This window comes from Dictyobacter halimunensis, from assembly GCF_036245075.1.
In genome coordinates, this window is record NZ_BSRI01000002.1 from 3,922,807 (window position 1) to 3,945,000 (window position 22,194).

Genomic DNA, 22,194 nt, shown 5'->3' on the forward strand with positions numbered 1-22,194 from the left:
CTAGTATCCTCTATCTTTCTCAGAGAGTCCCGTATCGGTTGCTGGTGGAGGATCTTCACCGCGCACGGTTGCCCGATCCTCTATCTGATCCGCCTGGAGTCCTGGATATGCTGGTGAGGAGGGACTGACGCGTGCTGTTGGAAGTTGCTCCTCCATATGCGGGTGGAGTGCTCGGCCGCAGGCAGCGCAATAGAGATCATTGGCCTGTATAGCGGTGCCACAACCCGGACACTGTTGCGTTGGAGCCTGAACCCCTTCGAGTCGCGTCGGCGCTGCCGCCAGATCTACCTTGTCGGTATCAGGGGCTACCTCCTCCACTATCATAGTCTCCTGTGAATGGATTGTCAAAGGCGTTAGGCCAGGCGGTGGTGGTGGGATGATCGGTGCCGCCGTATCGGTGTAGATCGGGGCTGTATGGCTTTCATCTGATTGAGATGTATAGGTTATCTCCTGCGTTCCCGGTGAGGGGACCGCTGGTCCCTGACTCTGAAGCAGCTGCAGCTCAGCGCGGGCCTGAGACAACTGCTGATGAGAATTGAAGAGATTCTGACATGGCGTTAACAACTCTGACTGGGTCAACATGCCCGCCACATACAGCTCCATAACCTGTTTGAGTATATCCTGTTCCTGAGCCGTAATCTGGCGCCCCAGCGTCTCAACCTGTGAACGTGTGCGCTGAATGCGCGCAATGCGTCCTGCACTATTAGAAGCTTTCTCAAGACTTCGGTGAACTGAGTCCCATAGGTTCATCGTGGCCCCCTCTATATGCTATGCGCTTCACAACATCCTGTTTTAGCCAGTGCAAATTATAACAAAGCTCCCGTGGGAAGTCGAGCTAACACCTACCCATACCTCTTGAACGTTGGGACGAATGTTTTCTTGCGGCGAGGGAAATCAGCCGCGCGGGCCAACTCTGGGCGATGAGTGTCAAAAATATGAAATCTCTGTATTAGCTGTGGTGATGGGCCGGGTCAGGTACGCTTCGTAACCCTGGTGCTGGAGTTGGTGCTGGACCCAGGCGGCGGCTGGCAGATCGGCAAAGGTCGAGAAGAGCGTGGGACCGCTGCCCGAGAGCCGCACATATGAGGCCCCCGCCTGCAACATGTCGGCGCGTGCCTGTGCTACCTCGGGATACTGGGCGAGGACGCCGCGCTCCAGGCTGTTATAGAGATCCGTTGGGCGCAGAGTGCTGCGGGTCTGCAGGGCGGCCTCGGCAGCGCGGCTCCATGAGCCGTTGCTGTAATCGCTGGCCGTCAACTGCCGGAAGACGGTGGCCGTGGAGACGCCGATGGCCGGCTTGAGCAACACGAGCCAGCGCATAGAAGTAGGCCAGTGGGGGGCCAGCGGCGTTATCTTCTCACCCCGCCCCTCGCAGAGGGCCAGTCCCCCGGTCAGGAAGAAAGGGATATCCGAACCGAGGGATGTGGCTATCTCCCAGAGATCATGTAAAGAGAGCGGCAACTGCCACCACTGCTGCAGCGCCAGCAGGGTCGCGGCTGCGTTGCTGCTACCGCCGCCAAGCCCCGCCGCCACCGGGATACGTTTATTGAGCTCGATGGCCAGTCCCCGCGTCAGGTTAAGCTTCTGACGAATCACCTGCGCGGCCCGCACCACCAGGTTCTGCTCATTGCTCAGCTCGGGACGGTTACAGACCATGCTCACCCGGTTCTCATCAATGATCGAAAAGCATAGCGTATCATAGAGGTCGATCGTCTGCATAATCGTCGCCAGCTCATGATAGCCATCTGGTCGCTTGCCCAATACATCCAGGGTTAAATTGATCTTCGCGTATGAACGCACAAAGCGAACCTTCTCGATCGCCTCGGGACAGGCATGGTCATCTCTTCTCATCTCGGGTGCTCAAACTCCATCTCTTTGTATGTGGCCGCCTGCTCATATCACAGGGCGCTCCGCCACACGGATTTCTGTGTGCATTGTGCCCAGAAAAACAACACTTGTCAACCTCCCTCTACTTGACGCCGCAGCAGGTAAAATTGTAGGCTATGCATAGCCAAAAACTACCTGCCTTTAGAATATTTTTAGGCGATATGATACACTGTAGAGTATGCATACGTAAATATTACGTTGCTCGCTCCTATATTTTCTTTTGCAACAATCGTTAGTAGGTAAGATGGATATTACTGTTGCTTATTTTCACCCATTTTTTCATCCCGAAGCTGTAAAGCGCGATTTCGAGCATATTCGTGCGTCCGGCGCCAATAGCATTGTCTATGCTATTCATGAGCAAGAAGAGCAGCGCTGGCCACGTGATTTTGAGCGCGGGTTGCGTCTCGCGCAGGATGCGGGATTGAAAGTTTATTTGAGCCTGGGGCGCTTTGGCAACCTGTTCGCGGGCCCGATCTTTATGCCCAGCTGGTATACGTTCCGGCACCCGCAGTCGTTGGTCAAAGATCGCCATGGACGCGTGCACGATATGACCTGCTTTAACCATGAGTCATTTCGTTCGTGGCTCTTTAACGAGGTGGATTATTATTTGCACACGTATCCACTCAACGGCATCGTCATTGATGAACTGCGTGTGCCCGACGTTACCTGCTTCTGCTCGGTCTGTCGCGCCCTCTGCCCCGACATCACAGACCTTCAGCATTTTCGCCGCCGCTCCATGATCGACTTCTTGAACGAGCTTTTCTCCTGCGTCAAACGCGCGGATCGCGAGGCCAAAACGAGCATCGTCTTGCTGCCTCAGGACCTCAGCCTGACCGAAGAACTGGCCACCATGCCCAACCTGGATACGATTGGTTGTCATCTCTTCTGGCAGTTGCTGGGAGCGGACGTCTCGATGGTCGAAACATGGGGACAACAACTGGTGGGCGCCGTCAAGCAGCAGGGCAAGCGCAGCCAGCTCTGGCTGCAGAACTTTAACCTGGATGAAGCTGATGAACAGGCGCTGAATGTCGCCTTCTCGGGCCTGCTCAGTGCTGAACCAGACGACATGGCCTGCTACTACTTCTGGCGCAACAACGCTAATCCTGAGCACGTCTGGCAGCAGACACGAGGACTGCTGCGCCGCATCCCACGCCGCCAGCTCTTCTGGCAAACGCTGCCCCGCGTCCCCGTTCCCGACCTTGCCCCCAACGAAGGATCCTGAGCACAAACACAGAAACGCGGGCGAGCGCATCAGCGCTCGCCCGCGAAGAATAAAGGTGCAACCTTCTTTTATTTGCGACCCGCCGATGGCAACGACGGACTGTCTTTGTCTTTATCATCCTGATGGACTTTTTCCAGCAGTTCGCGCAGCGACTTGATCTGATCGTGTGTGGCATCAGCGCTCTCTTTGGCGGTCAGGATCACCGCCTGAATGCCGAGAGTATTGATTGTATAGGCATCTTCCTCGCTTAATGAGCCATTGACATAGATGAACGCAGGGAAGCGCACAGCTTCGCGGACCGCGCGGTAATCAAGGATCTCCTCAATGGTCAGCTGGCCCACCTTATCGGTCAGATCAAAATCCAGCAGCACGGCGGCGATATGCTCAAAGGCGGTCAGATTGCGGATATAGAGCGCGTAGTTCTCATCCTTCCGCATCGGAACCACGATCACCTTCTCCAGGTCTTTGGTCTCCAGCGCCAGTAAGCGGGCGGGGGCATTAAAAGGCAGGATAATATACTGGACGCCCAGATCCTTTAGCTCTCTCAGGCTCTCGACCGTCAGGCTATCCAGTTCACCGGTGACGTGCAGCCCTGTGACCGTGTTCTCCTTCTGAGCTTTGGCCGATTCGATCTCCTTTTTCAGCGTGTCGAGCTGATCTTTGCCTTTGCCATCCCACTTGAACAGGATGCCATCGGCACCGGCCTTTAACGCGGCTTCCGCATTGCCGGCGACAATCGTCTCTTGCTCAACCACGAGAGCCGCGGCGCGAGCCTTTCTCTCAGTCCGATGTTTGCCTACGAAGCCCATGCCGCCGCCGCCTTGAGCTCGATGTGCCTGCGTAAACATATCTTGCAGTTTAGCCATTCCGACTCTTTCTCCTTATCACGAAACGAGTTTGATGATATCGACTCGCATATGCATATGGACAGGTATCGTATGTACGACTCCGCGCCATAAAGTTATCTTTTCACCTTACTAATGAGGGCGTCGCCGTACCCGTTGGGTAGTAACCTTCAAGGGAACGTGCATAACGCACGAACGTTAGTCCATTATAGCACTTTCCAAGAAAAAAGGCCGAGCCTCGTAGAGGGCGGATTGCATGCCAGAATTAGCATGCGCTATCTTGTCAAACATAGAACTGTATGTACTAGAGAACTTGCATGTATTGCATGTATCGATTATACTGACTACAGCCTCCTAGAGAAACGGCTGGCTTCGCTCATAGAAAATTAGATAGATAGATGTGGGAAGGGTGTTATGTTGCAAGAAGCTGTTGATAAATTTGTTACCTCGATTGCCAATGGGGAGATGGAACGTAGTGGTGGTAGCCGCAATACTATCATGGCATACCGCAATGATCTGGGCCAGTTGTGCAGCCATATACAGACGCTGGGAATTACGAGCTGGCCACGTGTTACTCATGAGCACATAGGTGATTATGTCCAGCATCTGCGTGATGAGCATGCCTATCGGCCGACGACGATCGCTCGTAAGCTGGCGGCCTATAAGTCTTTTTTCCGCTACCTGTCTCAGAAAGGGGTCGTGACCACCGATCCATCGCTGGGGGTCTGCTTGCCGCCAGTTGAAAGAGAACTGCCTCAGATCATGACCGCTGAGCAGGTGCAGACGCTGTTTCATCTGCCAGAGAGGGATACTCCGATGGGTGTACGCGACCTGGCGATGCTTCATCTCCTCTATGACACAGGGATGCGCGTCTCCGAACTGATCTCACTGGATGTTGAACACTTTCGCGCGCAGGACGCCGCCATTCAATGTGTAGGTGTGCGTGGCAATGTACGTTACCTGCCGCTCACATCCGCGGCTATGGATGTGCTTGATCGTTATCTGCAACATGGGCGGCCCCATTTTCTGCGCGATGCAAGAGAGACAGCCCTGTTTGTCAATCATCATGGTGAGCGCCTGACGCGTCAGGGCTTCTGGCTAATCATCAAGGGCTACGCGCGCCGGGCCGGCATCGAGGCGTTGACGCCCCATAAATTGCGCCATGCGTTCGCCATGCACATGATCGATAGCGGAATGGATCTTGGCTCTGTACAGGAATTATTGGGACATGCGCATATTTCAACGACGCAGTTCTATTGCCAGCTGGCGAGCGCACAGCATAGATGACGCACGTGTGCTATCCTGTAGCCATCCCGGTAAATTGAATGAGGAGGTACAGAGAGAGATATGCTTTACGATCAAGCTATGGAGGCCACGCAGGCGATCCAGAAACATACGGAGACGAAACCCGCGCTAGCGATCATCCTGGGTTCGGGTCTGGGAGACCTGGCCACTGAGATACGCGATGCCGTGGCTATCCCATATGGCGAGATTCCGCATTTTCCGCAGTCGACGGTGGCTGGTCACGCCGGTCGTTTGTTGATCGGGAACCTGGCCGGAGTGCCCGTGGTAGCCATGCAGGGACGCTTCCATTTCTATGAGGGGCACGCGGTCCACCTGACTACGCTGCCCGTGCGTGTGATGCGTCTGCTGGGCGCGGAGACGCTGATCGTTAGCAACGCCGCCGGAGGCGTCAATCCGAATTACCGCCCCGGTGATTTTATGCTTTTGCGCGACCATATCTATATGCCGGGTCTGGCGGGGAACAATCCCCTGGTGGGTCCCCATGATGAGCGCCTGGGTGAGCGCTTCCCGGCCGTCGGCAAAGCCTATGACGCCGAGCTGCGCGCGCTGGCGCGCGAGGTGGCGGCTCGTCATTCCGAGATTATGCTGCACGAAGGGATCTACACCATGGTCGGGGGACCCAGCTATGAGACGCCGGCTGAACTGGCCTTCCTGCGCACCATCGGCACCGACGCCGTCGGCATGTCGACCGCGCCAGAAGTAGTGGTCGCCCGCCAGGTTGGCATGCGCGTCCTCGGCATCAGTCTGATCACCAATAGCGCCACCGGCAGCGAGACTACCGAGGTCAACCACGCCGAAGTGCTCTCCACCGCTGACGCCGTACGCAACAAGTTCGCCAACCTCGTCATGGGCATCGTCGAACGCCTGGGTGCTCCGGCTTAAATTGAAGATACGTAATGTAAACAAAAAGGAAGAGCGAGCCTGTACCAGGTTCGCTCTTCCTTTTTGTTCGCGGAATGCTTGTATTGAAATAGCTGCTTTATTTCTGTCCTGTCACGTTCAACTGAGTCGACCAGCTATAGTTATAGAAAGGAGTATTTCCCGTCAGGCCGACGATATAATATTTCCCTTTCTCTAACGTGTCTGCCAGTCTGAGCGTCCACGTGGCTTTGCCTTGCATACAGGGCTGGGTGAGTGATCCTCCATTTACCACAGTCAAACCACCAGCGATTTCATGTGGAAAGGTCCCGCTATAGTTAGCGGTATCTTTAAACAAGGCTCTATCCGCATCGTCAAGTACCGGAACCACACCTTTAGCCTTGGCCAGGAAGATGCGGCAGGTGATGCCATTGTTGGCCAGATCAGGTTCGTTGGAGGGAGTGCAGTCATTCGGTACCTTTTGTTTAGCCGCGAGGGTGAGGGTAATGGTGCCATCTATGCCATAGGTTGTTCCTATTCCTGGACAGCCCTGTGGTATGGCCTGGGTTGTTACCGCGGTTGTGGTGGGCGAGGGGGTTTTCGCGATGACGACCGGGGTAGGCTTTTTGTCACCTCCCGACGTAGTATTGATGATCTGCTGGACGGTGCGCGGATGGGTAAAGGCGCCTACGGCGAAGCCAAGGATCGCTCCGGAGAGGGCGAAGAGCGTGATGGCCGTAATCATCACCGTTTGTACCTGGGTATTGCCGCCATTTTTCTGTGATTTTACTGAATGTTGCATTCCGTCAAAACTCTCTTCTTCGTCTTTTTTTGATCGTTCATTATTTCCATCATACCACGCTATCACTCATCAGCTGACAATGCCTGACGACGCATAGCCTAAATTGGTACATGCTTTTCTACTCTTTACATCATAATAGTCGATTGCTGCGGAATCTGGCTACCCGTATGGTAGAAATGTCCTGATCTTTCTGATCGTCATAAAAAGGGAAGGAGACTGATCATCGTTCTGGGGGGACGTGATCAGCACACTCAGCTTGTAGGTGGGGAAAGTACCTGAGCGTGGTATTCCTTGGGATGGCTTTGGCGGCCGCCTTACAGCGATTGGCCCGATCTGGCTAACCGCAGGCCGCTCGTACTATCCTTCAGTTTACTCTCTGTCTTAAAGAACTGTATCCAACATCTTTTTTGGGGATGCGCGGCAAACGAATGCATATATTTTTGTGTGCTCGGCTAATGGAGGACACAATGAACTCCGGCCCTGTGGTAAAATAGCAGTGTTGGTGTAGTAGTAACAAAGCTGCTGGCATAGATGTCACTGGTGAAGGAGTACGACGATGCATATCTGGGAATTGCTGATAGTTATTGGCGTTGCACTGGCTATATTCGGTCCCAAAACGCTACAATCGCTGGCGCGCAATGCGGGCAAAACGACCGGCGAGGTCAAAAATGCCAAAGATAAATTCATGTCTCACGTGCCGGCCGATGATATCACGAAGTTACGCGAGACCCTGAACAAGGTTCCCACCTCTCCGGCCCACGCGGCCCAGATGTTGATGACCCCGGATGAGAAAAAGGAAAAAGCCCCCGCAACCAGGACCGACGCGGCCGTGAACCCAGAGGCAAAAACAGTTCCTGCCAAAGAAAACTAAGGAAGATCTCTCAGCCTTCACTGGTATCTTGTCGCTAACCATAAACATGCGAACCGAACCGAAGCTGTTCGGTTGCAGCCTTTTTTAGTTTTATATCAAAGGTAGGTAGGCTATGGAAGAATTGACGCAGCAGAAGTGCGAGGTGTGCCGTGCCGGCGCGCCTAAAGTGACCGATGAGGAAGCCGCAAACTATCAGAAGCAGGTGCCCGGTTGGATCATTATGGAGCAGGACGGGGTCAAGCGTCTGGAGCGTGTGTTTAAGTTCAAAGATTTCGTCTCGGCGCTCTCATTTACGCAGAAGGTTGGTCGCCTGGCGGAGGATGAGGGGCATCATCCCGCTCTGCTGACCGAGTGGGGCTCGGTCGGCGTAGCCTGGTGGACACATAAGATCCATGGTTTGCACCGCAATGATTTTATCATGGCGGCCAAGACTAATGAGATCTATAAAGATTTCGCGGCGATGTGAGCTGGCCTGGGGAGCGCAGGTGCCCCCACTCTCTCTATTCATAAAAACGCAGCAGGTGTGCGGATGCGCACCTGCTGCGTTTTTATGAATAGAATCGCGTATTATTGGCTACGCCTGTTCGAGGAGGGCGACGGCGTAGCAGGCGATGCCTTCGCGGCGTCCGGCGAATCCGAGCCCATCGGTGGTTTTGGATTTGACGCTGACCTGGTTGATGGAGAGCTGGAGGTGTTGCGCCAGGTGTTCGCGCATGGCCTGGACGTGGGGGGAGAGTCTGGGCTGTTCGGCGACGATGGTGGCGTCGACGTTTCCGATGGTCCAGTGGTTCTGGCGCAGCAGATCAACGGTATAGGTGAGGAAGACCGTGCTTGGCTGGTCCTTCCAGCGCGGATCTTTGGATGGGAAGTGCTGTCCGATGTCGCCGAGGGCGGCCGCGCCCAGCAGAGCATCGACAATGGCGTGAATGACCGCGTCGGCGTCAGAGTGGCCGGCCAGGCCATAATCATGAGGAATGGTCACTCCGCCCAGTACCAGCGGGCGTCCCTCTGTAAATGCGTGGACATCATAACCAGAACCAATGCGTATAGTCATTCTACCTGTCCTTTGATACATGCCTCAGCGAAGAGCAAGTCTTCCTGAGTGGTGATTTTGATATTCGTGTAGGAGCCAGGAAAGATCGCTACGTGATGGCCGAGCCGCTCTAAGAGCAGGGCATCATCGGTGGCGTCATCGCTGGCCAGCGGTGAGTGGTGCGCCTGGTGGATCAGTGGGAAAGAGAACACCTGGGGCGTCTGAACGGTCCAGAGCAGTGATCGATCCGGCGTATCCAGTATCTTGCCGTTGCGCACCTGTTTAATGGTATCCTTGACCGGCACGGCTGCTATGGCTGCCTGGTGCTCCTGAGCCGCGAGCAGACCGGCCTCAATGATGCTGGCCGTCACAAATGGGCGAGCGCCATCGTGGATCATTACCCAGCGGCAGTCTGGCTGCAGTGCCGCCAGTGTATCCAATCCCTGGCAGACCGAATCCTGTCTGCGGGCCCCGCCGGGGACAACGGCGCGGATCTTACTCCATGCTTCCTGCCTGCAAAGCTCCTGTGTTTCCGCCAGGCGTTCAGCGCTGACTACCAGCACAATGGTATCGATGCGCGGGGAGCTCTGGAACGCATCGATGGTGCGGGCGAGGGTCACGCGCCCGGCCAGGGGGATCCAGAGCTTATCCCTGCCCATGCGGCGACTGGCCCCCGCGGCCACGATAATGACAGCTGATTGTTCTTGCATGGTATATGTGGAGGTAGGTGGCTACCTTTTCTCCCTTTACATAAAAAATAAAGAGCACCGCAAAGGGTGCTCTTGTGAGATCATTCGGAATTTATACTTGCCTTTGCTTTAAGGACGATTGCTGCGCGATCGCGGCGCTGGCGGTGGCACTACTGGCATTGACTTGCTGTTTCGGATGGGCGAAGATCATGCGACCCGCCACCGTCTGCAGCACGCGTGTCACCGTCACCTCAATCATCGTCCCCATAAACTGCCGTCCATTTTCAACGACGATCATGGTTCCATCATCCAGGTAGCCAACCCCCTGTCCGAGTTCCTTACCGTCCTGCATGATTTTAATATGAATATCTTCTCCTGGCAAGAGGACCGGTTTGATGGCGTTGGCCAGCTCATTGATATTGAGCACCTTGACGCCCTGTAGCTCGGCGACTCGATTGAGGTTAAAGTCGTTGGTGATGATGGGACAATGCTGATCGCGGGCGATCTTCACCAGCTTCCCATCCACATCGGCTATCCCTTCAACGTCGGTATCGACGATCTCTATCGGGACCGTCGCATCCTTTTGCAGGCGGTTCAGGATCTCCAGGCCACGGCGGCCGCGATTGCGGCGCATCGTATCGGCCGAATCGGCGATGCGTTGCAGCTCGTTGAGGACGAAGCGGGGAACGACCAGTGTGCCGATGATAAAGCCCGTCTGACTGATATCGGCGATGCGACCATCGATGATCGTGCTGGTGTCCAGCAAGATCTGCATGGATGGAACAACAGGTGGGGTAACCGCTTCTTTCTCAGCCTCGCGCTTCTTACCACGCTCACTGCGATCGCGGTCCTCTTCACGGTCACGATCACGCTCACGACGGCGCGCTATAGTTGACTGGAAGAGGTGAGCGATATCACTCTTGCGCAGGACCGCCGTGGTCAGGCCGATATAGCCAAAGATGACCGCGCCCAGGAACGGCGTAATCTGCCCCAGGCCAAAGGGAAGGTACTGTAAAGGGATCGCTAATAAAACAGCAAGAATAAGTCCGATAGCCAATCCGATCGCGGCGGAAACCAGGTCACTGGCCGATGCCGCGCGAATCTTATTGCTGACCCATTGGAATGGGATCACGGTAATATACGGGGTGATGATAAAGGCCGCGATCGCGCTGACGGCCGCGATAATCGCGATCACCCATGGTACAGGAAGGGGTAGTGGAGCCAATGTTGTAGCTCTATACAACGAGATACTGATCGCTGCACCTATGGCGACCAATGCTCCTATGATGCGGGTCACGGTATTTACTGACATCCCTGCATCCTCCAAGCGAGACACGTAGACGTGCTCATTCTAAGCTCAAGAGGTCAACGCTGCTTCTTTGTCCGGTTGGCAGGTCTGATAAAAAGAAAAGAAAAATGAATAATAATTCCAGATAAATGTAACTCTGGCCTGCTGTCCAAAAACCACGTGCCTGTTTGAGCAAACAACCTTTAAAAGATATACGAACCGACGAACAAATTTGTTGCTAACATGGCAAAATCTTGCTTGAGCTAGCAACTGTTTCTATATGTTTTTATTATAATACATAGCAGAAAGCGCATTTGCTTTCTATTGAGGTAAACTAAATGACAATACACGCTATGTAGGGTAAGGTACACTGAATATGCAGTATACACTGTTTTCAAGCTGGAAGCAATAGACTTCTCAGTAGTATTGCGTATGCTGCTTGTAATACAGATACATGCTGTCAGAAAATCTGCCTCCTTTGCTGTTTTTAATGAAGTGCGATCTCCAGTGCCACGGCTAATGTACTGGCCGTAATGACCCTGAAGTCTTCCTCAGGGTATGTTTCAGCTATTTCATGGTGCAGCTTATTGCCCTGGCCCGCCGACGGAATCAGGCAACGCTTAAAGCCTAGTTTGGCGGCCTCACGTACGCGCAATGACAGGCGACTAACGGCCCGCAATTCTCCCGAGAGTCCTACTTCACCAATCAAGGCCATATCGGCCGGAATCAGCTTCTCACGGTAGCTGGAGGCGATCGCCGCCGCGACCCCCAGATCGATTGAAGGCTCTTCAATGTTGAAGCCACCCACGACGTTGGCATAGACATCGTGTCCACCCACCGCCAGTCCGACCCGTTTGGTAAGAACCGCCATCAGCATCACCAGGCGATTATGATCGATGCCATTGGTTGTACTACGAGGATTGCCGAAGTTGCTGGGCGTGACCAGAGCCTGGACCTCGACCAGCAGGGGACGCGTCCCCTCCATGCTGACCACTACCGCCGACCCGCTCGCGTTAGACATGCGATCCGACAGAAAGACGGCCGATGGATTGGTGACCTCGATCAGGCCCTCCCCATGCATCTCAAAGACGCCGATCTCATGGGTGGCGCCAAAACGATTTTTGACGCCGCGCAGCAGCCGATATGAATGATAGCGCTCGCCCTCAAGGTACAACACGGCGTCCACGATATGCTCTAGCGCCTTGGGTCCCGCCACCGTTCCCTCTTTCGTGACGTGTCCAATTACCAGAATCGGGATCTGTGATGTCTTGGCCAGCTGCATCAACTGCAGGGTACACTCGCGCACCTGGCTGATACTGCCCGGTGCCGCCGTCAGGTGACTGGCCAGCACCGTCTGAATCGAATCCACAATCACCATGGCCGGCTTCACCCGGTTGACCGACTCCACGATCAGGTCCAGCTCGATGGCGGCCAGCAGATAGAGCTGCTCGCCAACGATATCCAGGCGCTCGGCCCGCATCTTAATCTGCTCAATGGACTCCTCACCCGACACATAGAGCACCGGACCCACATTCTTTGCAATCTCGCCCGATATCTGCAGCAGCAGCGTCGATTTGCCGATGCCAGGTTCGCCGCCAACCAGGATGAGCGAGCCAGCGACCAGGCCGCCACCCAGCACGCGATCCATTTCGGGATAGCCTACCGAGATGCGTTCCTGCACCAGTGGCTTGATATGAGGAAGAACGATAGGGGTATGAGGATGGTGGCTGTTAGAGGCAGGGGATGCGGCCATGATGCTCTGGCGCCGCTGCTGAGCGGGACTCTGCGGGACATCCACTACTTCCTCTAACGTATTCCATGCCCCACAATCGGGACACTTCCCCATCCATTTACTATGTTCCCCACCACATTGCTGACAGATGTATTTTGTGCGAATTTTTGCCATGTAAAAATCTGCAATCTAGGATAATCCAGGATATTGGAGTCGCCGCGTGAGTGTATGATTGTCTATGAAATGGAACCTGTAGCACTAAAGTTAAATAAGAAAAGAGAAGATGAAGAAAAGGGGACGTGACAGATATCACGTCCCCCTCTGTTATGATTAGCTTTCGGTATTCGTGCTACCTTCGCCGCCAGCCGAGAGGGCTGCTTCCGGGGTAGCCGATGCGGGTGGTGGCAACTGCTCAATGCGGTTGCGTACCTGCAGGGCAAGATCGTCATCAACGATACTCGCCTCTACCAGATCGCCGGGATGGAACTTGCCTTGCAGCAAGCCTTCCGCCAACGGATCTTCAACCATACGCTGGATGGTGCGGCGTAGTGGACGGGCACCATACTGCGCGTCGAAGCCCTTGTCGATCAGGAAGTCCTTGGCGTTCTGTGGAACCACCAGTTCGATCTGCTGTTCGGTGAGCTGTGCGCGAACACGGTTCAGTAACAGGTCGACGATCGAGTACATCTCCTCCATCCGCAGGGAATGGAAGACGATCACCTCATCGATACGGTTGAGGAACTCAGGCTTGAAGGTGTTCTTCAATTCGCCGAGCACCTTATTCTTCATTGCATCATAGTCTGCCTGATTGGCTTTCTGCTTATCTTTCGACTGCTTAAAGCCGATCTGAGCCTCCTTATTGAGGAGCTGAGCGCCGACGTTTGATGTCATGATAATAATGGTGTTGCGGAAGTCCACCGTGCGGCCCTTGGCGTCTGTCAACTTACCATCTTCCAGAATCTGGAGCAGCATATTGAAGACGTCAGGGTGAGCCTTTTCGATCTCATCCAGCAGGATTACGCTGTACGATTTACGGCGTACCGCCTCGGTCAACTGGCCGCCCTCTTCATAACCGACATATCCGGGAGGGGCACCGACGAGACGCGCGGCCGCGTGACGCTCCATGAACTCTGACATGTCAATTTTGATCAAGGACTCTTCGCTACCGAACATAAACTCGGCCAGCGTCTTAGCCAGCTCTGTTTTACCAACACCAGTGGGGCCCATAAAGATAAACGAACCAATTGGACGCTTTGGATCCTTCAGGCCGGCACGAGCGCGGCGTACAGCGCGTGCAATCTTCTCGATTGCCTCATTCTGACCAATCACACGAGAGTGTAGCGCATCTTCCATCTGCAAGAGTCGCTGTGACTCTTCCTGGGCGATACGCATCACGGGAATACCGGTCCACATCGAGACGATCTGAGCAATCTCCTCTTCGCCAACCGTTGGTTTCTCGTTTCCACGCTCTTTATGCCAGCCAGACTCAAGTTTGGCGATACGATCTCGCAACTTCACCTCGCGGTCCCGCAGTTCCGCTGCCAGTTCGTATTCTTGCTGCTGGATCGCCGCCTCTTTCTCACGCAGAACGGACTCCAGACCCTTCATGGCCTCTTTCAAGTTCAGAGGAGCCAGGGAGTTCTGCATGCGTACGCGGCTCGCAGCTTCATCGATCAGGTCGATAGCCTTATCCGGCATGAAGCGATCGGTGATATAGCGGCTGGCCATATCGGTCGCGGCCTTGAGCGCCTCGTCTGTGATGATCAGGCGATGGTGTTGCTCATAGCGTTCACGGATACCCTTGAGGATCTCAACGGTCTCGTCAACGGAAGGCTCACGAACAATCACTTCCTGGAAGCGGCGTTGGAGTGCAGCATCGCGCTCGATATACTTGCGATATTCATCGAGAGTTGTTGCACCGATACATTGCAATTCGCCACGAGCCAGGGCAGGCTTCAGGATATTAGCTGCATCCACAGCACCTTCAGCGGCGCCCGCACCCACCAGGGTATGAACCTCATCGATAAAGATGATGCAATCGCGGCTATTGCGAATTTCTTCTATAATTTTCTTCAGGCGCTCTTCAAACTCACCACGGTACTTGGTACCAGCGACCAGGGAGCCAACGTCCAGCGTGAGCAGACGCTTGCCGGCCAGGGTCTCTGGAACCTCGCCGGAGATCAGGCGCTGGGCCAGACCTTCAACGATCGCTGTTTTACCAACGCCGGGTTCACCGATGAGAGCCGGGTTATTCTTGTTACGTCGGGAAAGAATCTGGATGACGCGTTCAATTTCTTGATGACGTCCAATGACGGGGTCGAGTGTACCTGCGCGAGCAGCTGCCGTCAGATCAATGCCCATCTGATCGATTGTGGGGGTCTTTGAATGTTTTGCGTCGCGCTCATGTGGGGTGCCAGACTGGCTGAGCACCTGAATGGTTTGCGTACGCACTTTCTCCAGGTTCACGCCCAGGCTCTCAAGGACGCCTGCTGCGATACCTTCACCCTCACGGACCAGACCAAGCAAGAGGTGTTCCGTCCCAATATAATGATGATTCAGGCGGCGAGCTTCATCAACTGCGAGCTCGATAACCTTTTTGGCACGTGGCGTCAGGCCAATTTCGCCCAGGACGATGCGGTCGCCACGACCAATAATAAATTCAACGGCACTCCGAACCTTGTTCAGTTCGACACCGAGATTTGCCAGAACTTTCGCAGCAACGCCTTCACCCTCACGCACGAGGCCGAGGAGCAGGTGTTCTGTACCAATATAGTTGTGTTGGAAGCGCTGGGCTTCCTCCTGTGCAAGGCTCAGAACTTTTCTGGCCCGCTCTGTGAACTTATCAAATCTGTCTCTATCGTTCACCTGTTTGTCACCCCCCTTTCATTGGCAGAGGGTGGAACCGAGCCCTCTGTGTCGCTCAGGTAAACTATGTGATTCATCATACAACACCCATCATACAGCGTCAAGGATAACAACTGTAGCCTCCCGTCTGTCAATAAACGCTCAACCTTCTTACTGAGAAACAATCGACCTCTACACTGCATTCGCATAGATGCACACAGCGGAGAGGTCGCGAGATCATCTGTTCAGGTACGATTTGCTCCAACAGCCAAGAAACCTTGTCTATCTAGGTGCCTCCGTATCTTCTTTGATGCCCTGACAAACGAGCGACTGAGCGGAGTGCATCAGCCAGGATCGTTGTCCCTCTATCGTCACTTCCACTGTAAAAATGCGATTTGATTATCCTTTATTCTACAACAAAAATGCGTGGATATCATCGATCTGTTCGCGATTTGTTTGCTTTTTGCCTATAAATGTAGAAGGGGACTCGTGATCGCTTCGTTAACTGCGCATTTCATCATACTACAACTCTTTTTGCAACGTCAAGAATACTTTAGGCATTCTTGCTCGCCACAACACCTATTATATCCTGCTTTGTGAATGGGTCTGACTCTCGTCACCCTGGTGGCCCGTGATAGCCCTCGCACGCGCGGCCGCGCCAGTTATATTTGTGTTGGTGCATGGGTGCGCATACGCGCACCCATGCACCAACACAAATATAACCCATGAGTATCGGCGGTGCTTACGAGTCCTTTGTATGGTGGTGCGACAGGGGCGCATCCGCGCCCCTGTCGCACCACCATACAAAACCAGCGCGGCCGCGCGTGCGGGGGCTATCACCCGCCCCGAAGGTGGCGTAAGTCAGGCACTCATATGCAATTGAAGAAACCTTCTATTAAGAAGAACCCCCCTGTGGCTATCTTTCAATGAAAGAAAGATTACAGGGAGGTTCTTCTTACAAGTGACGTCTGCTAAGGATCGGTGATACCTATCGGTGCCGGGCTTGCCCCGGCTTTACCGATTACTCAGCCGATTCATCTTCATCTTTGGTCGAACGATTGCGAGCGGCTGCGCGGAAGGCCTCGGCCATCGCGGTTAACTCGCCACCGTCGTCGCGGTGACCCTGACCGCCCTCACTGGAGCGCTCCTGGCGTTCGCGACGCTCGCGTTTATTTGGAGCCTGATCTGAAAGCGCTGGCAGTGACTCCAGTGAAGGAGTGCTGGGGGCAGCTGCTGTGTCGGCAACTGGAGCGGCACTCGATTCAGCGGTAGCACCTTCAGTCTGGGCTTCCTCCTGCGAGGGGACCTCTGTCTCGGTCTCTTTGGCATCCACTTCGTCAGCCTGGCGCAGGCTGAGGCCAAGTCGGCGGCGCTCGGCATCAATGCGCAGGATACGCAGTTGCAGCTGTGCCCCCTCGTGCAGAACCGACTTGGGATCTGTACCAGGTGTGAGCTCCGACTGGTGGATCAAGCCCTCGATGCCATCTTCGATGCGCGCGAACGCTCCGAAGGGGGCGATCTTGGTCACGACACCGGTGACAACCTGTCCTGGCGTGTAGCGCTGCTCAACCGTTGTCCAGGGATCAACTTCGGCACGTTTGATTGAGAGTGCGATCTTCTTTTTCTCTTTATCGACACTCAGAACCTGTACTTCAACTTCCTGGCCAACATGCAACACTTCGCTCGGATGGTTGACACGGCTCCAGGCGAGCTGACTGATATGAACCAGTCCGTCTGCGCCACCAAGGTCGACAAAGGCACCAAAGTTCGCCAGGTTGCTTACCACACCCTTGCGTACTTCGCCAGGTTTCAGCTCATCGAGCAGTTCCTCGCGACGGCGCTGACGCCATTCCTGGACTGCCAGGCGCTCCGAGAGGATCAAGCGGTTGCGCGCTCGATTGATCTCAATAATCTTCAGCTGAAGCTCTTTGTCCTTCATGGCCTGGAGCTTGGCCGCAGTCTCCTGGTTTTCACCACCGGCTGCGACTTCCTCACGCTTGAGGTTCAAAATTTGGGAGATCGGCACAAAGCCACGAATTCCCGCCACATCAACGATTAAGCCACCTTTGTTGTAATCAATGACTTTTGCTTTGAGGAGTTCGTTGTTTTTGTACTGCTCTTCCGCGATACGCCACTGGCGCTCGGTGTTGGCCCTCTTCAGTGAGAGGACAGCATGACCCTCAGAAGTCTCTGGCTGAATGACATAGACCAGAACTTTGTCGTTGAGGTGTAGCTCATTAAAAGAGCCATAGCCACTGGATGGCAACTCTTTTGTTGAAAGGACGCCTTCTGACTTTAAGCCAATATCCACCAGGATTTCGTCCTGGTCGATACGTACGATAACGCCCTCGACTACATCGCCTCGCTTAATGCTGATTGGATTCGCCGATTCCGCCAGCAACGCTGCCATTTCGTTCTGGTTAAATTCTTCCATCTCTTCGGGGTTGCTGTTGTTTTGCCCTTGTAGGTCATTTCCTTCGATCATCGTCTGTACCCGCCCGCTGTTTTGATTTGCCGCTGGCATTGCCGAAAGGGTGCCATGCTCTGTGAGCATGCATGGGTAGTTAACCCCTTTCGATCCACGGTTTTTGCCTGTCTACGATAGACACTCATGCCAACCCTTTTGGTTTCTGTGCTGTTTTCTGGTGCAGTCATGCCGAACCGACCATTGCCACCCTGCTATTCTTGAAACAGTAAGAATAACAGATGGACTGCTCTGCACGTTGGGACCCTTGGGGAGTGTACCATCGGACTTGGGCTTATCGGAGGAGGTGCTCAGGCGGTCATCGTTTCGGTTTACGATATTCCCGTCGTTACACTAAGAATACCTGTATAACCCATTGTTTGCTTTACAGAACGGTGATACGAAACGATACTCGCAGGCAGTACGCCATCATACATATGATAATGACGCCTGAATGTAAGCATACCCCCACTCGATACTCTCTATTATACCAAATGCTCTCACCGATTGCAAGACAATGCCTAACCTTCTGGCAAATCTCTCCGATTGTTTTTCTGTCTCAGATTGTATCACAGTGGCGCAAGCCCCCTTTAAATGTGCTACAATAGAAGTATGGATGTGTTGGATTTTACGAATACTGCAGAGATCATGGGCATGTTACGCACGCGCTTAACGCCCGTTGAGCAAGCAGGATCGCTTATTGATAGAGTCGAGGGTCACCAGCAACATGCGCGCCAGGCGGCGGTGCTCCTTCCATTTTTTGTTGAGGATGGTCTGCTGCAGCTGGCGTTGATTCGTCGTGCCAGTACGCTACGCGCCCATAGTGGTGAGATCGCCTTTCCCGGTGGAAAGGTGGATGCCACCGATACCTCGATGGTGATGACTGCTCTGCGCGAGGCCCATGAAGAGATCGGCCTGCATCCCACCCGCGTCGAGACCCTTGGTGTGCTGCCGCCGGTATTTACCGTGGTCAGCAACTATCTGATTACGCCCGTGGTTGGCTATCTTCCACAGGGATTAGGCTCGCTGGTATTGCAGAAAAGCGAGGTAGCCGAGCTGCTCCGCGTCTCGCTGACACGGCTGGCGGATCCCGCTATCGCCCATACCGAGCTGTGGACGCGCGATGGGCGCAGCAGGACCGTATATTTCTATGACTACGATAAATATTGTATCTGGGGTGCTACCGGGCGTATTCTCTCGTCGCTGTTCGAGCTACTCAAGCAGGAGGATGCGCCTCCAGTCGGCTAATGCCGCCTGCGAAAAATACCCCATTAGTCATAGTTCCCTTGCGAAAATCGGTCATATCGCTACAATTAAGAGTAGACGGACAAAAATGCTGTAGTGCGTACGTTGTAAGCTGTCCCTTGTTGATGCGGTTGGTATGCAAGTGCCTTAGTGGAGAAAAGCTGTGACGTTGCCTAGTCCTGATGCACCACGATCCCGGAGAACCGTGCCTCGCCGGCCACAAATGATCCCTCCCGCCCACTCGATGCCCGAACCTTCTTTGGCGTCTCCCTCTGTTATGCCCTCAAATCCACCCTCCGTGGCGGCTCCGGCAAACTCTCAGCAAGCGGATCATGAACATCCATTGGATTTTGCAACCCACTCCTGGGACCTGGCTACTGGCGGCTTAAAAACCCTGACCGCGAAACGAGAGCTCCCGATACGACCTGAACGCCGCGATACGAGCGTGGTACCAGATATCCTGGCTACTTCGCGTAGTTATATGTTTGCCCTGGTCATTATGGGATGTGTATTGCTGATGCTGATCGGCGGAGGCATTGTGTTATTTGTAATGCTACAACCATAACAGACAGGATTGGAGTTCGCCTAATCGTACCAATATTACTACTTTTCATGACTTTCTAAAAAAGAACTGGCTGCCGGAACGCCATGCAAGTCGCTCGCGCTGCGCACCGCTTTCACAATTGCTCGCGCCAGCGTGTTGGCCGCCGCCGCTCCTAACGTACTCACCTGTAGTGCTGCGGTTGCGGTGTCTTGCTGTATTCCTGATGTCCTGCTTCCTGTTGCCAGCGCAAATATGGTATCGCCGTCAAACATCGTATGCGCGGGTCTGATCACGTGCGCCATGCCATCGTGTGCCATCTGGGCCACTTTAGTGACCTGGGCCTTGGTAAGTGTGGCATTGGTGGCGATCACGGCGATAGTGGTGTTGCCAAACGGATTGCTCGCTTGCGGGCTTTTTCCGGGGCTGTTCTGCGTGCCGGCCACGACCTGCTGTGTCTGCGGATCAACAATATCCCCCAGCGCGTTGACCACGACGATGGCGCCGACCACGATGCCGCCGAGCAGCTCCATACTGGCGGAGCCGAGCCCACCTTTCATGGCTGATGCTGGTCCCAGCATCTTGCCGACGGTTGCCCCTGTCCCTCCACCGATATTTCCCTGTTCGACAGGACCGTTATTGGCCTGCTCGCAGGCGCGATAGCCGGCGGCATGATCGGGGCGCACGGTGGCGGAGCCAAACGGAAGATCAAAGATAGCCGCGCCGGGCACGATGGGGACGCGCGCGACCCCGGTATCATAGCCAATGCCGTGTTCATCTAGATAGCGGACAACTCCACCGGCGGCATCCAGACCAAAAGCGCTGCCCCCGGTCAGTAGGATCGCGTTGACCTCATCCACCATACATAAAGGGTGCAACAGATCGGTCTCCCGGGTAGCGGGCGCGCCGCCGCGCACATCGACCCCGCCGACCGCGGGCGGATCACATAAAATAACGCTACAACCCGTCCCGGCCTCCAGATTTGTATCGTGCCCCACGCGAATGCCCGGCACATCGGTAATATCATCATGCATATTTTCGTACCCCCTCCCATATGGTTTCGGAGCTCGCCTCCGATGTACGTCCCATCATCGGAACGTACATCGGAGGCGAGCTCCGAAACCATATGGGGTTATTTTTCGGTGTTTATGCGTTGTCGGGAATGGCGTGGCGCAATTTTTCCATTGTTTGCGCGACGCTCTCTTTGTTGTTGTAGACGGCGGAGCCTGCGACCAGGAGATTGGCGCCCGCGCGGACAACCTGCGGGATCGTTTCGGCGTTGATGCCGCCATCGACCTCGATATCGCACTTCAGCTCGCGCTGTCGCAACATGCGGTGCAGCGTCTCTATCTTGGGCAGTGTCTCGGGGATAAACTCCTGTCCCCCAAAGCCCGGGTTAATGGTCATGACCAGGATCAGGTCGCAGAAAGGCAGCATATCCTGCAGCATAAAAACAGGGGTGGATGGATTGATGGCCACACCGGCCTGTTTGCCGGCCGCCTTGATCTGCTTCAAGGTTTTATGCAGATGGGGCGACACCTCCTGGTGCACAATGATGACGTCCGCGCCCGCCTTCGCGAACGTCTCAATATATTCCTGTGGATTGGTGATCATCAGGTGGGCTTCGAGGGTGGCGCCGGTGCAGCTGCGTACGGCCTCCACCACCATCGGACCCATGGTGATGTTGGGCACAAAGTGCCCATCCATCACGTCGATCTGGATGCGGCGCGCGCCGGCCGCTTCTACGTCGCGCACCTGCTCACCAAGGCGCGTAAAATCCGCGGACAGAATAGAAGGTACGATCTCTACCATGGAATCTGACTCCTACTTCTGTTTGCGCAGTTTCCCCGCCGCGGCCGTATCCAGCATCCACGTCACCTCGCCACGGATGGGGTGGACGATCTGCGCCGGATATTCGTCTGGCTGCTGCTCTCCCTCCAGCACAGCCGCCACGGCCTCATCTTTTTCCGCCCCTGTCACCAGAAACAGAATGTGGCTGGCCGCGTTGATCAGGCGAGGCGTAAAGGTCAGGCGGTCGGGTGGTGGCTTGGGAACGGAGACCGGCATCACCAGCCTCTGCTGCTCGCGCAGCGATCCCTGATGGGGGAAGAGCGAGGCGGTGTGCCCCTCGGGCCCCATGCCCAGCTGGATCAGATCAAACTGAGGAACATCATCTGTGCCAAATGCGCGCTTCATCTCTTGCGTATAGGCGAGAGAGGCGGCATCGCGATCGGATTGATCGGCGGGTGTGCGATGGACATGTTCGGCCGGGATCGGCAGTTTGCTCAGCATCACCTCGTTGGCCATGCGATAGTTACTTTCGGGATCGTCCGGGGACACGCAGCGCTCATCGCTCCAGAAAATCTCGACCTTGGACCAGTCGATCTGGTCGCGATATGGCTCACTGGCCAGCAGGCCATAGAGTTTTTTGGCGTCGAGCCACCCGATAGGGCCAGGGTAAAGCGGTCATGATCCGCTATGGCTTCGCGGGCGACGCGCACAATGTAATCGGCCGCTGAGCGACTGAGCTGCTCTGTATCAGAAAAAATGGTAACGTCCATACAATGC

19 protein-coding genes and 1 pseudogene are annotated in these 22,194 nt (G+C 54.8%); 7 read left to right on the forward strand and 13 right to left on the reverse strand.

The window, feature by feature from the left end:
- Positions 1-750, reverse strand: a complete 750-nt coding sequence (locus AABA21_RS30225) for a zinc ribbon domain-containing protein (protein WP_338255965.1) — start codon at positions 748-750, stop codon at positions 1-3.
- Positions 751-927: 177 nt separating this feature from the next.
- The gene (gene ispE / locus AABA21_RS30230) at positions 928-1,851 is read right to left on the reverse strand and encodes a 4-(cytidine 5'-diphospho)-2-C-methyl-D-erythritol kinase (RefSeq protein WP_338255966.1); all 924 of its coding nucleotides are present in this window, start codon (positions 1,849-1,851) and stop codon (positions 928-930) included.
- 280 nt (positions 1,852-2,131) lie between these two features.
- Between ispE and AABA21_RS30235 the strand changes: the two genes are divergently transcribed.
- Positions 2,132-3,109, forward strand: a complete 978-nt coding sequence (locus tag AABA21_RS30235) for a hypothetical protein (RefSeq protein WP_338255967.1) — start codon at positions 2,132-2,134, stop codon at positions 3,107-3,109.
- A 68-nt stretch (positions 3,110-3,177) separates the two neighbouring features.
- On the opposite strand, the gene AABA21_RS30240 is transcribed toward AABA21_RS30235, so the two are convergent.
- Positions 3,178-3,975, reverse strand: a complete 798-nt coding sequence (locus tag AABA21_RS30240; RefSeq protein ID WP_338255970.1) for a hypothetical protein — start codon at positions 3,973-3,975, stop codon at positions 3,178-3,180.
- A 393-nt stretch (positions 3,976-4,368) separates the two neighbouring features.
- On the opposite strand from AABA21_RS30240, the gene AABA21_RS30245 reads away from it, so the two are divergent.
- Entirely contained in the window at positions 4,369-5,241 is an 873-nt protein-coding gene (locus tag AABA21_RS30245; protein WP_338255972.1) for a tyrosine-type recombinase/integrase, read from the forward strand.
- Positions 5,242-5,301: 60 nt separating this feature from the next.
- The gene (locus tag AABA21_RS30250; RefSeq protein ID WP_338255973.1) at positions 5,302-6,141 is read left to right on the forward strand and encodes a purine-nucleoside phosphorylase; all 840 of its coding nucleotides are present in this window, start codon (positions 5,302-5,304) and stop codon (positions 6,139-6,141) included.
- 97 nt (positions 6,142-6,238) lie between these two features.
- On the opposite strand, the gene AABA21_RS30255 is transcribed toward AABA21_RS30250, so the two are convergent.
- Positions 6,239-6,919, reverse strand: a complete 681-nt coding sequence (locus AABA21_RS30255; RefSeq protein WP_338255975.1) for a hypothetical protein — start codon at positions 6,917-6,919, stop codon at positions 6,239-6,241.
- 556 nt (positions 6,920-7,475) lie between these two features.
- Between AABA21_RS30255 and AABA21_RS30260 the strand changes: the two genes are divergently transcribed.
- On the forward strand, positions 7,476-7,790 hold the full coding sequence (locus tag AABA21_RS30260; protein WP_338255977.1) for a Sec-independent protein translocase subunit TatA/TatB: 315 nt from the start codon (positions 7,476-7,478) through the stop codon (positions 7,788-7,790).
- A gap of 112 nt (positions 7,791-7,902) precedes the next feature.
- The gene (locus tag AABA21_RS30265; protein WP_338255978.1) at positions 7,903-8,256 is read left to right on the forward strand and encodes a 4a-hydroxytetrahydrobiopterin dehydratase; all 354 of its coding nucleotides are present in this window, start codon (positions 7,903-7,905) and stop codon (positions 8,254-8,256) included.
- Between the two features lie 108 nt (positions 8,257-8,364).
- Here the strand turns inward: AABA21_RS30265 and ispF are convergent, their stop codons facing one another.
- The 6 genes from ispF to AABA21_RS30295 all read right to left on the reverse strand — a co-directional run bounded on the left by ispF (position 8,365) and on the right by AABA21_RS30295 (position 17,930).
- A complete protein-coding gene (ispF, locus tag AABA21_RS30270; RefSeq protein WP_420917235.1) occupies positions 8,365-8,838 on the reverse strand; it encodes a 2-C-methyl-D-erythritol 2,4-cyclodiphosphate synthase in 474 nt (157 codons plus the stop codon).
- Positions 8,839-8,840: 2 nt separating this feature from the next.
- Positions 8,841-9,533, reverse strand: coding sequence for a 2-C-methyl-D-erythritol 4-phosphate cytidylyltransferase (ispD, locus tag AABA21_RS30275; RefSeq protein ID WP_338255982.1), 693 nt, complete (start codon positions 9,531-9,533; stop codon positions 8,841-8,843).
- Between the two features lie 91 nt (positions 9,534-9,624).
- Positions 9,625-10,824, reverse strand: coding sequence for a PIN/TRAM domain-containing protein (locus tag AABA21_RS30280; protein ID WP_338255984.1), 1,200 nt, complete (start codon positions 10,822-10,824; stop codon positions 9,625-9,627).
- A 463-nt stretch (positions 10,825-11,287) separates the two neighbouring features.
- On the reverse strand, positions 11,288-12,706 hold the full coding sequence (radA, locus tag AABA21_RS30285) for a DNA repair protein RadA (RefSeq protein ID WP_338255985.1): 1,419 nt from the start codon (positions 12,704-12,706) through the stop codon (positions 11,288-11,290).
- Between the two features lie 156 nt (positions 12,707-12,862).
- The gene (locus AABA21_RS30290; RefSeq protein WP_338255986.1) at positions 12,863-15,397 is read right to left on the reverse strand and encodes an ATP-dependent Clp protease ATP-binding subunit; all 2,535 of its coding nucleotides are present in this window, start codon (positions 15,395-15,397) and stop codon (positions 12,863-12,865) included.
- A gap of 1,000 nt (positions 15,398-16,397) precedes the next feature.
- Complete coding sequence (locus AABA21_RS30295) at positions 16,398-17,930, reverse strand: 30S ribosomal protein S1 (protein WP_338255988.1); 1,533 nt, start codon at positions 17,928-17,930, stop codon at positions 16,398-16,400.
- A gap of 528 nt (positions 17,931-18,458) precedes the next feature.
- On the opposite strand from AABA21_RS30295, the gene AABA21_RS30300 reads away from it, so the two are divergent.
- Complete coding sequence (locus tag AABA21_RS30300; RefSeq protein ID WP_338255990.1) at positions 18,459-19,088, forward strand: CoA pyrophosphatase; 630 nt, start codon at positions 18,459-18,461, stop codon at positions 19,086-19,088.
- A 274-nt stretch (positions 19,089-19,362) separates the two neighbouring features.
- Entirely contained in the window at positions 19,363-19,650 is a 288-nt protein-coding gene (locus tag AABA21_RS30305) for a hypothetical protein (protein WP_338255992.1), read from the forward strand.
- Between the two features lie 38 nt (positions 19,651-19,688).
- Here the strand turns inward: AABA21_RS30305 and AABA21_RS30310 are convergent, their stop codons facing one another.
- The 3 genes and pseudogenes from AABA21_RS30310 to pgl form a co-directional block, all read right to left on the reverse strand.
- Positions 19,689-20,660, reverse strand: a complete 972-nt coding sequence (locus AABA21_RS30310; protein WP_338255995.1) for a P1 family peptidase — start codon at positions 20,658-20,660, stop codon at positions 19,689-19,691.
- A gap of 112 nt (positions 20,661-20,772) precedes the next feature.
- Entirely contained in the window at positions 20,773-21,438 is a 666-nt protein-coding gene (rpe, locus tag AABA21_RS30315) for a ribulose-phosphate 3-epimerase (protein ID WP_338255996.1), read from the reverse strand.
- A 12-nt stretch (positions 21,439-21,450) separates the two neighbouring features.
- A pseudogene (gene pgl, locus AABA21_RS30320) lies at positions 21,451-22,187 on the reverse strand (6-phosphogluconolactonase).
- Positions 22,188-22,194 lie beyond the last annotated feature (7 nt).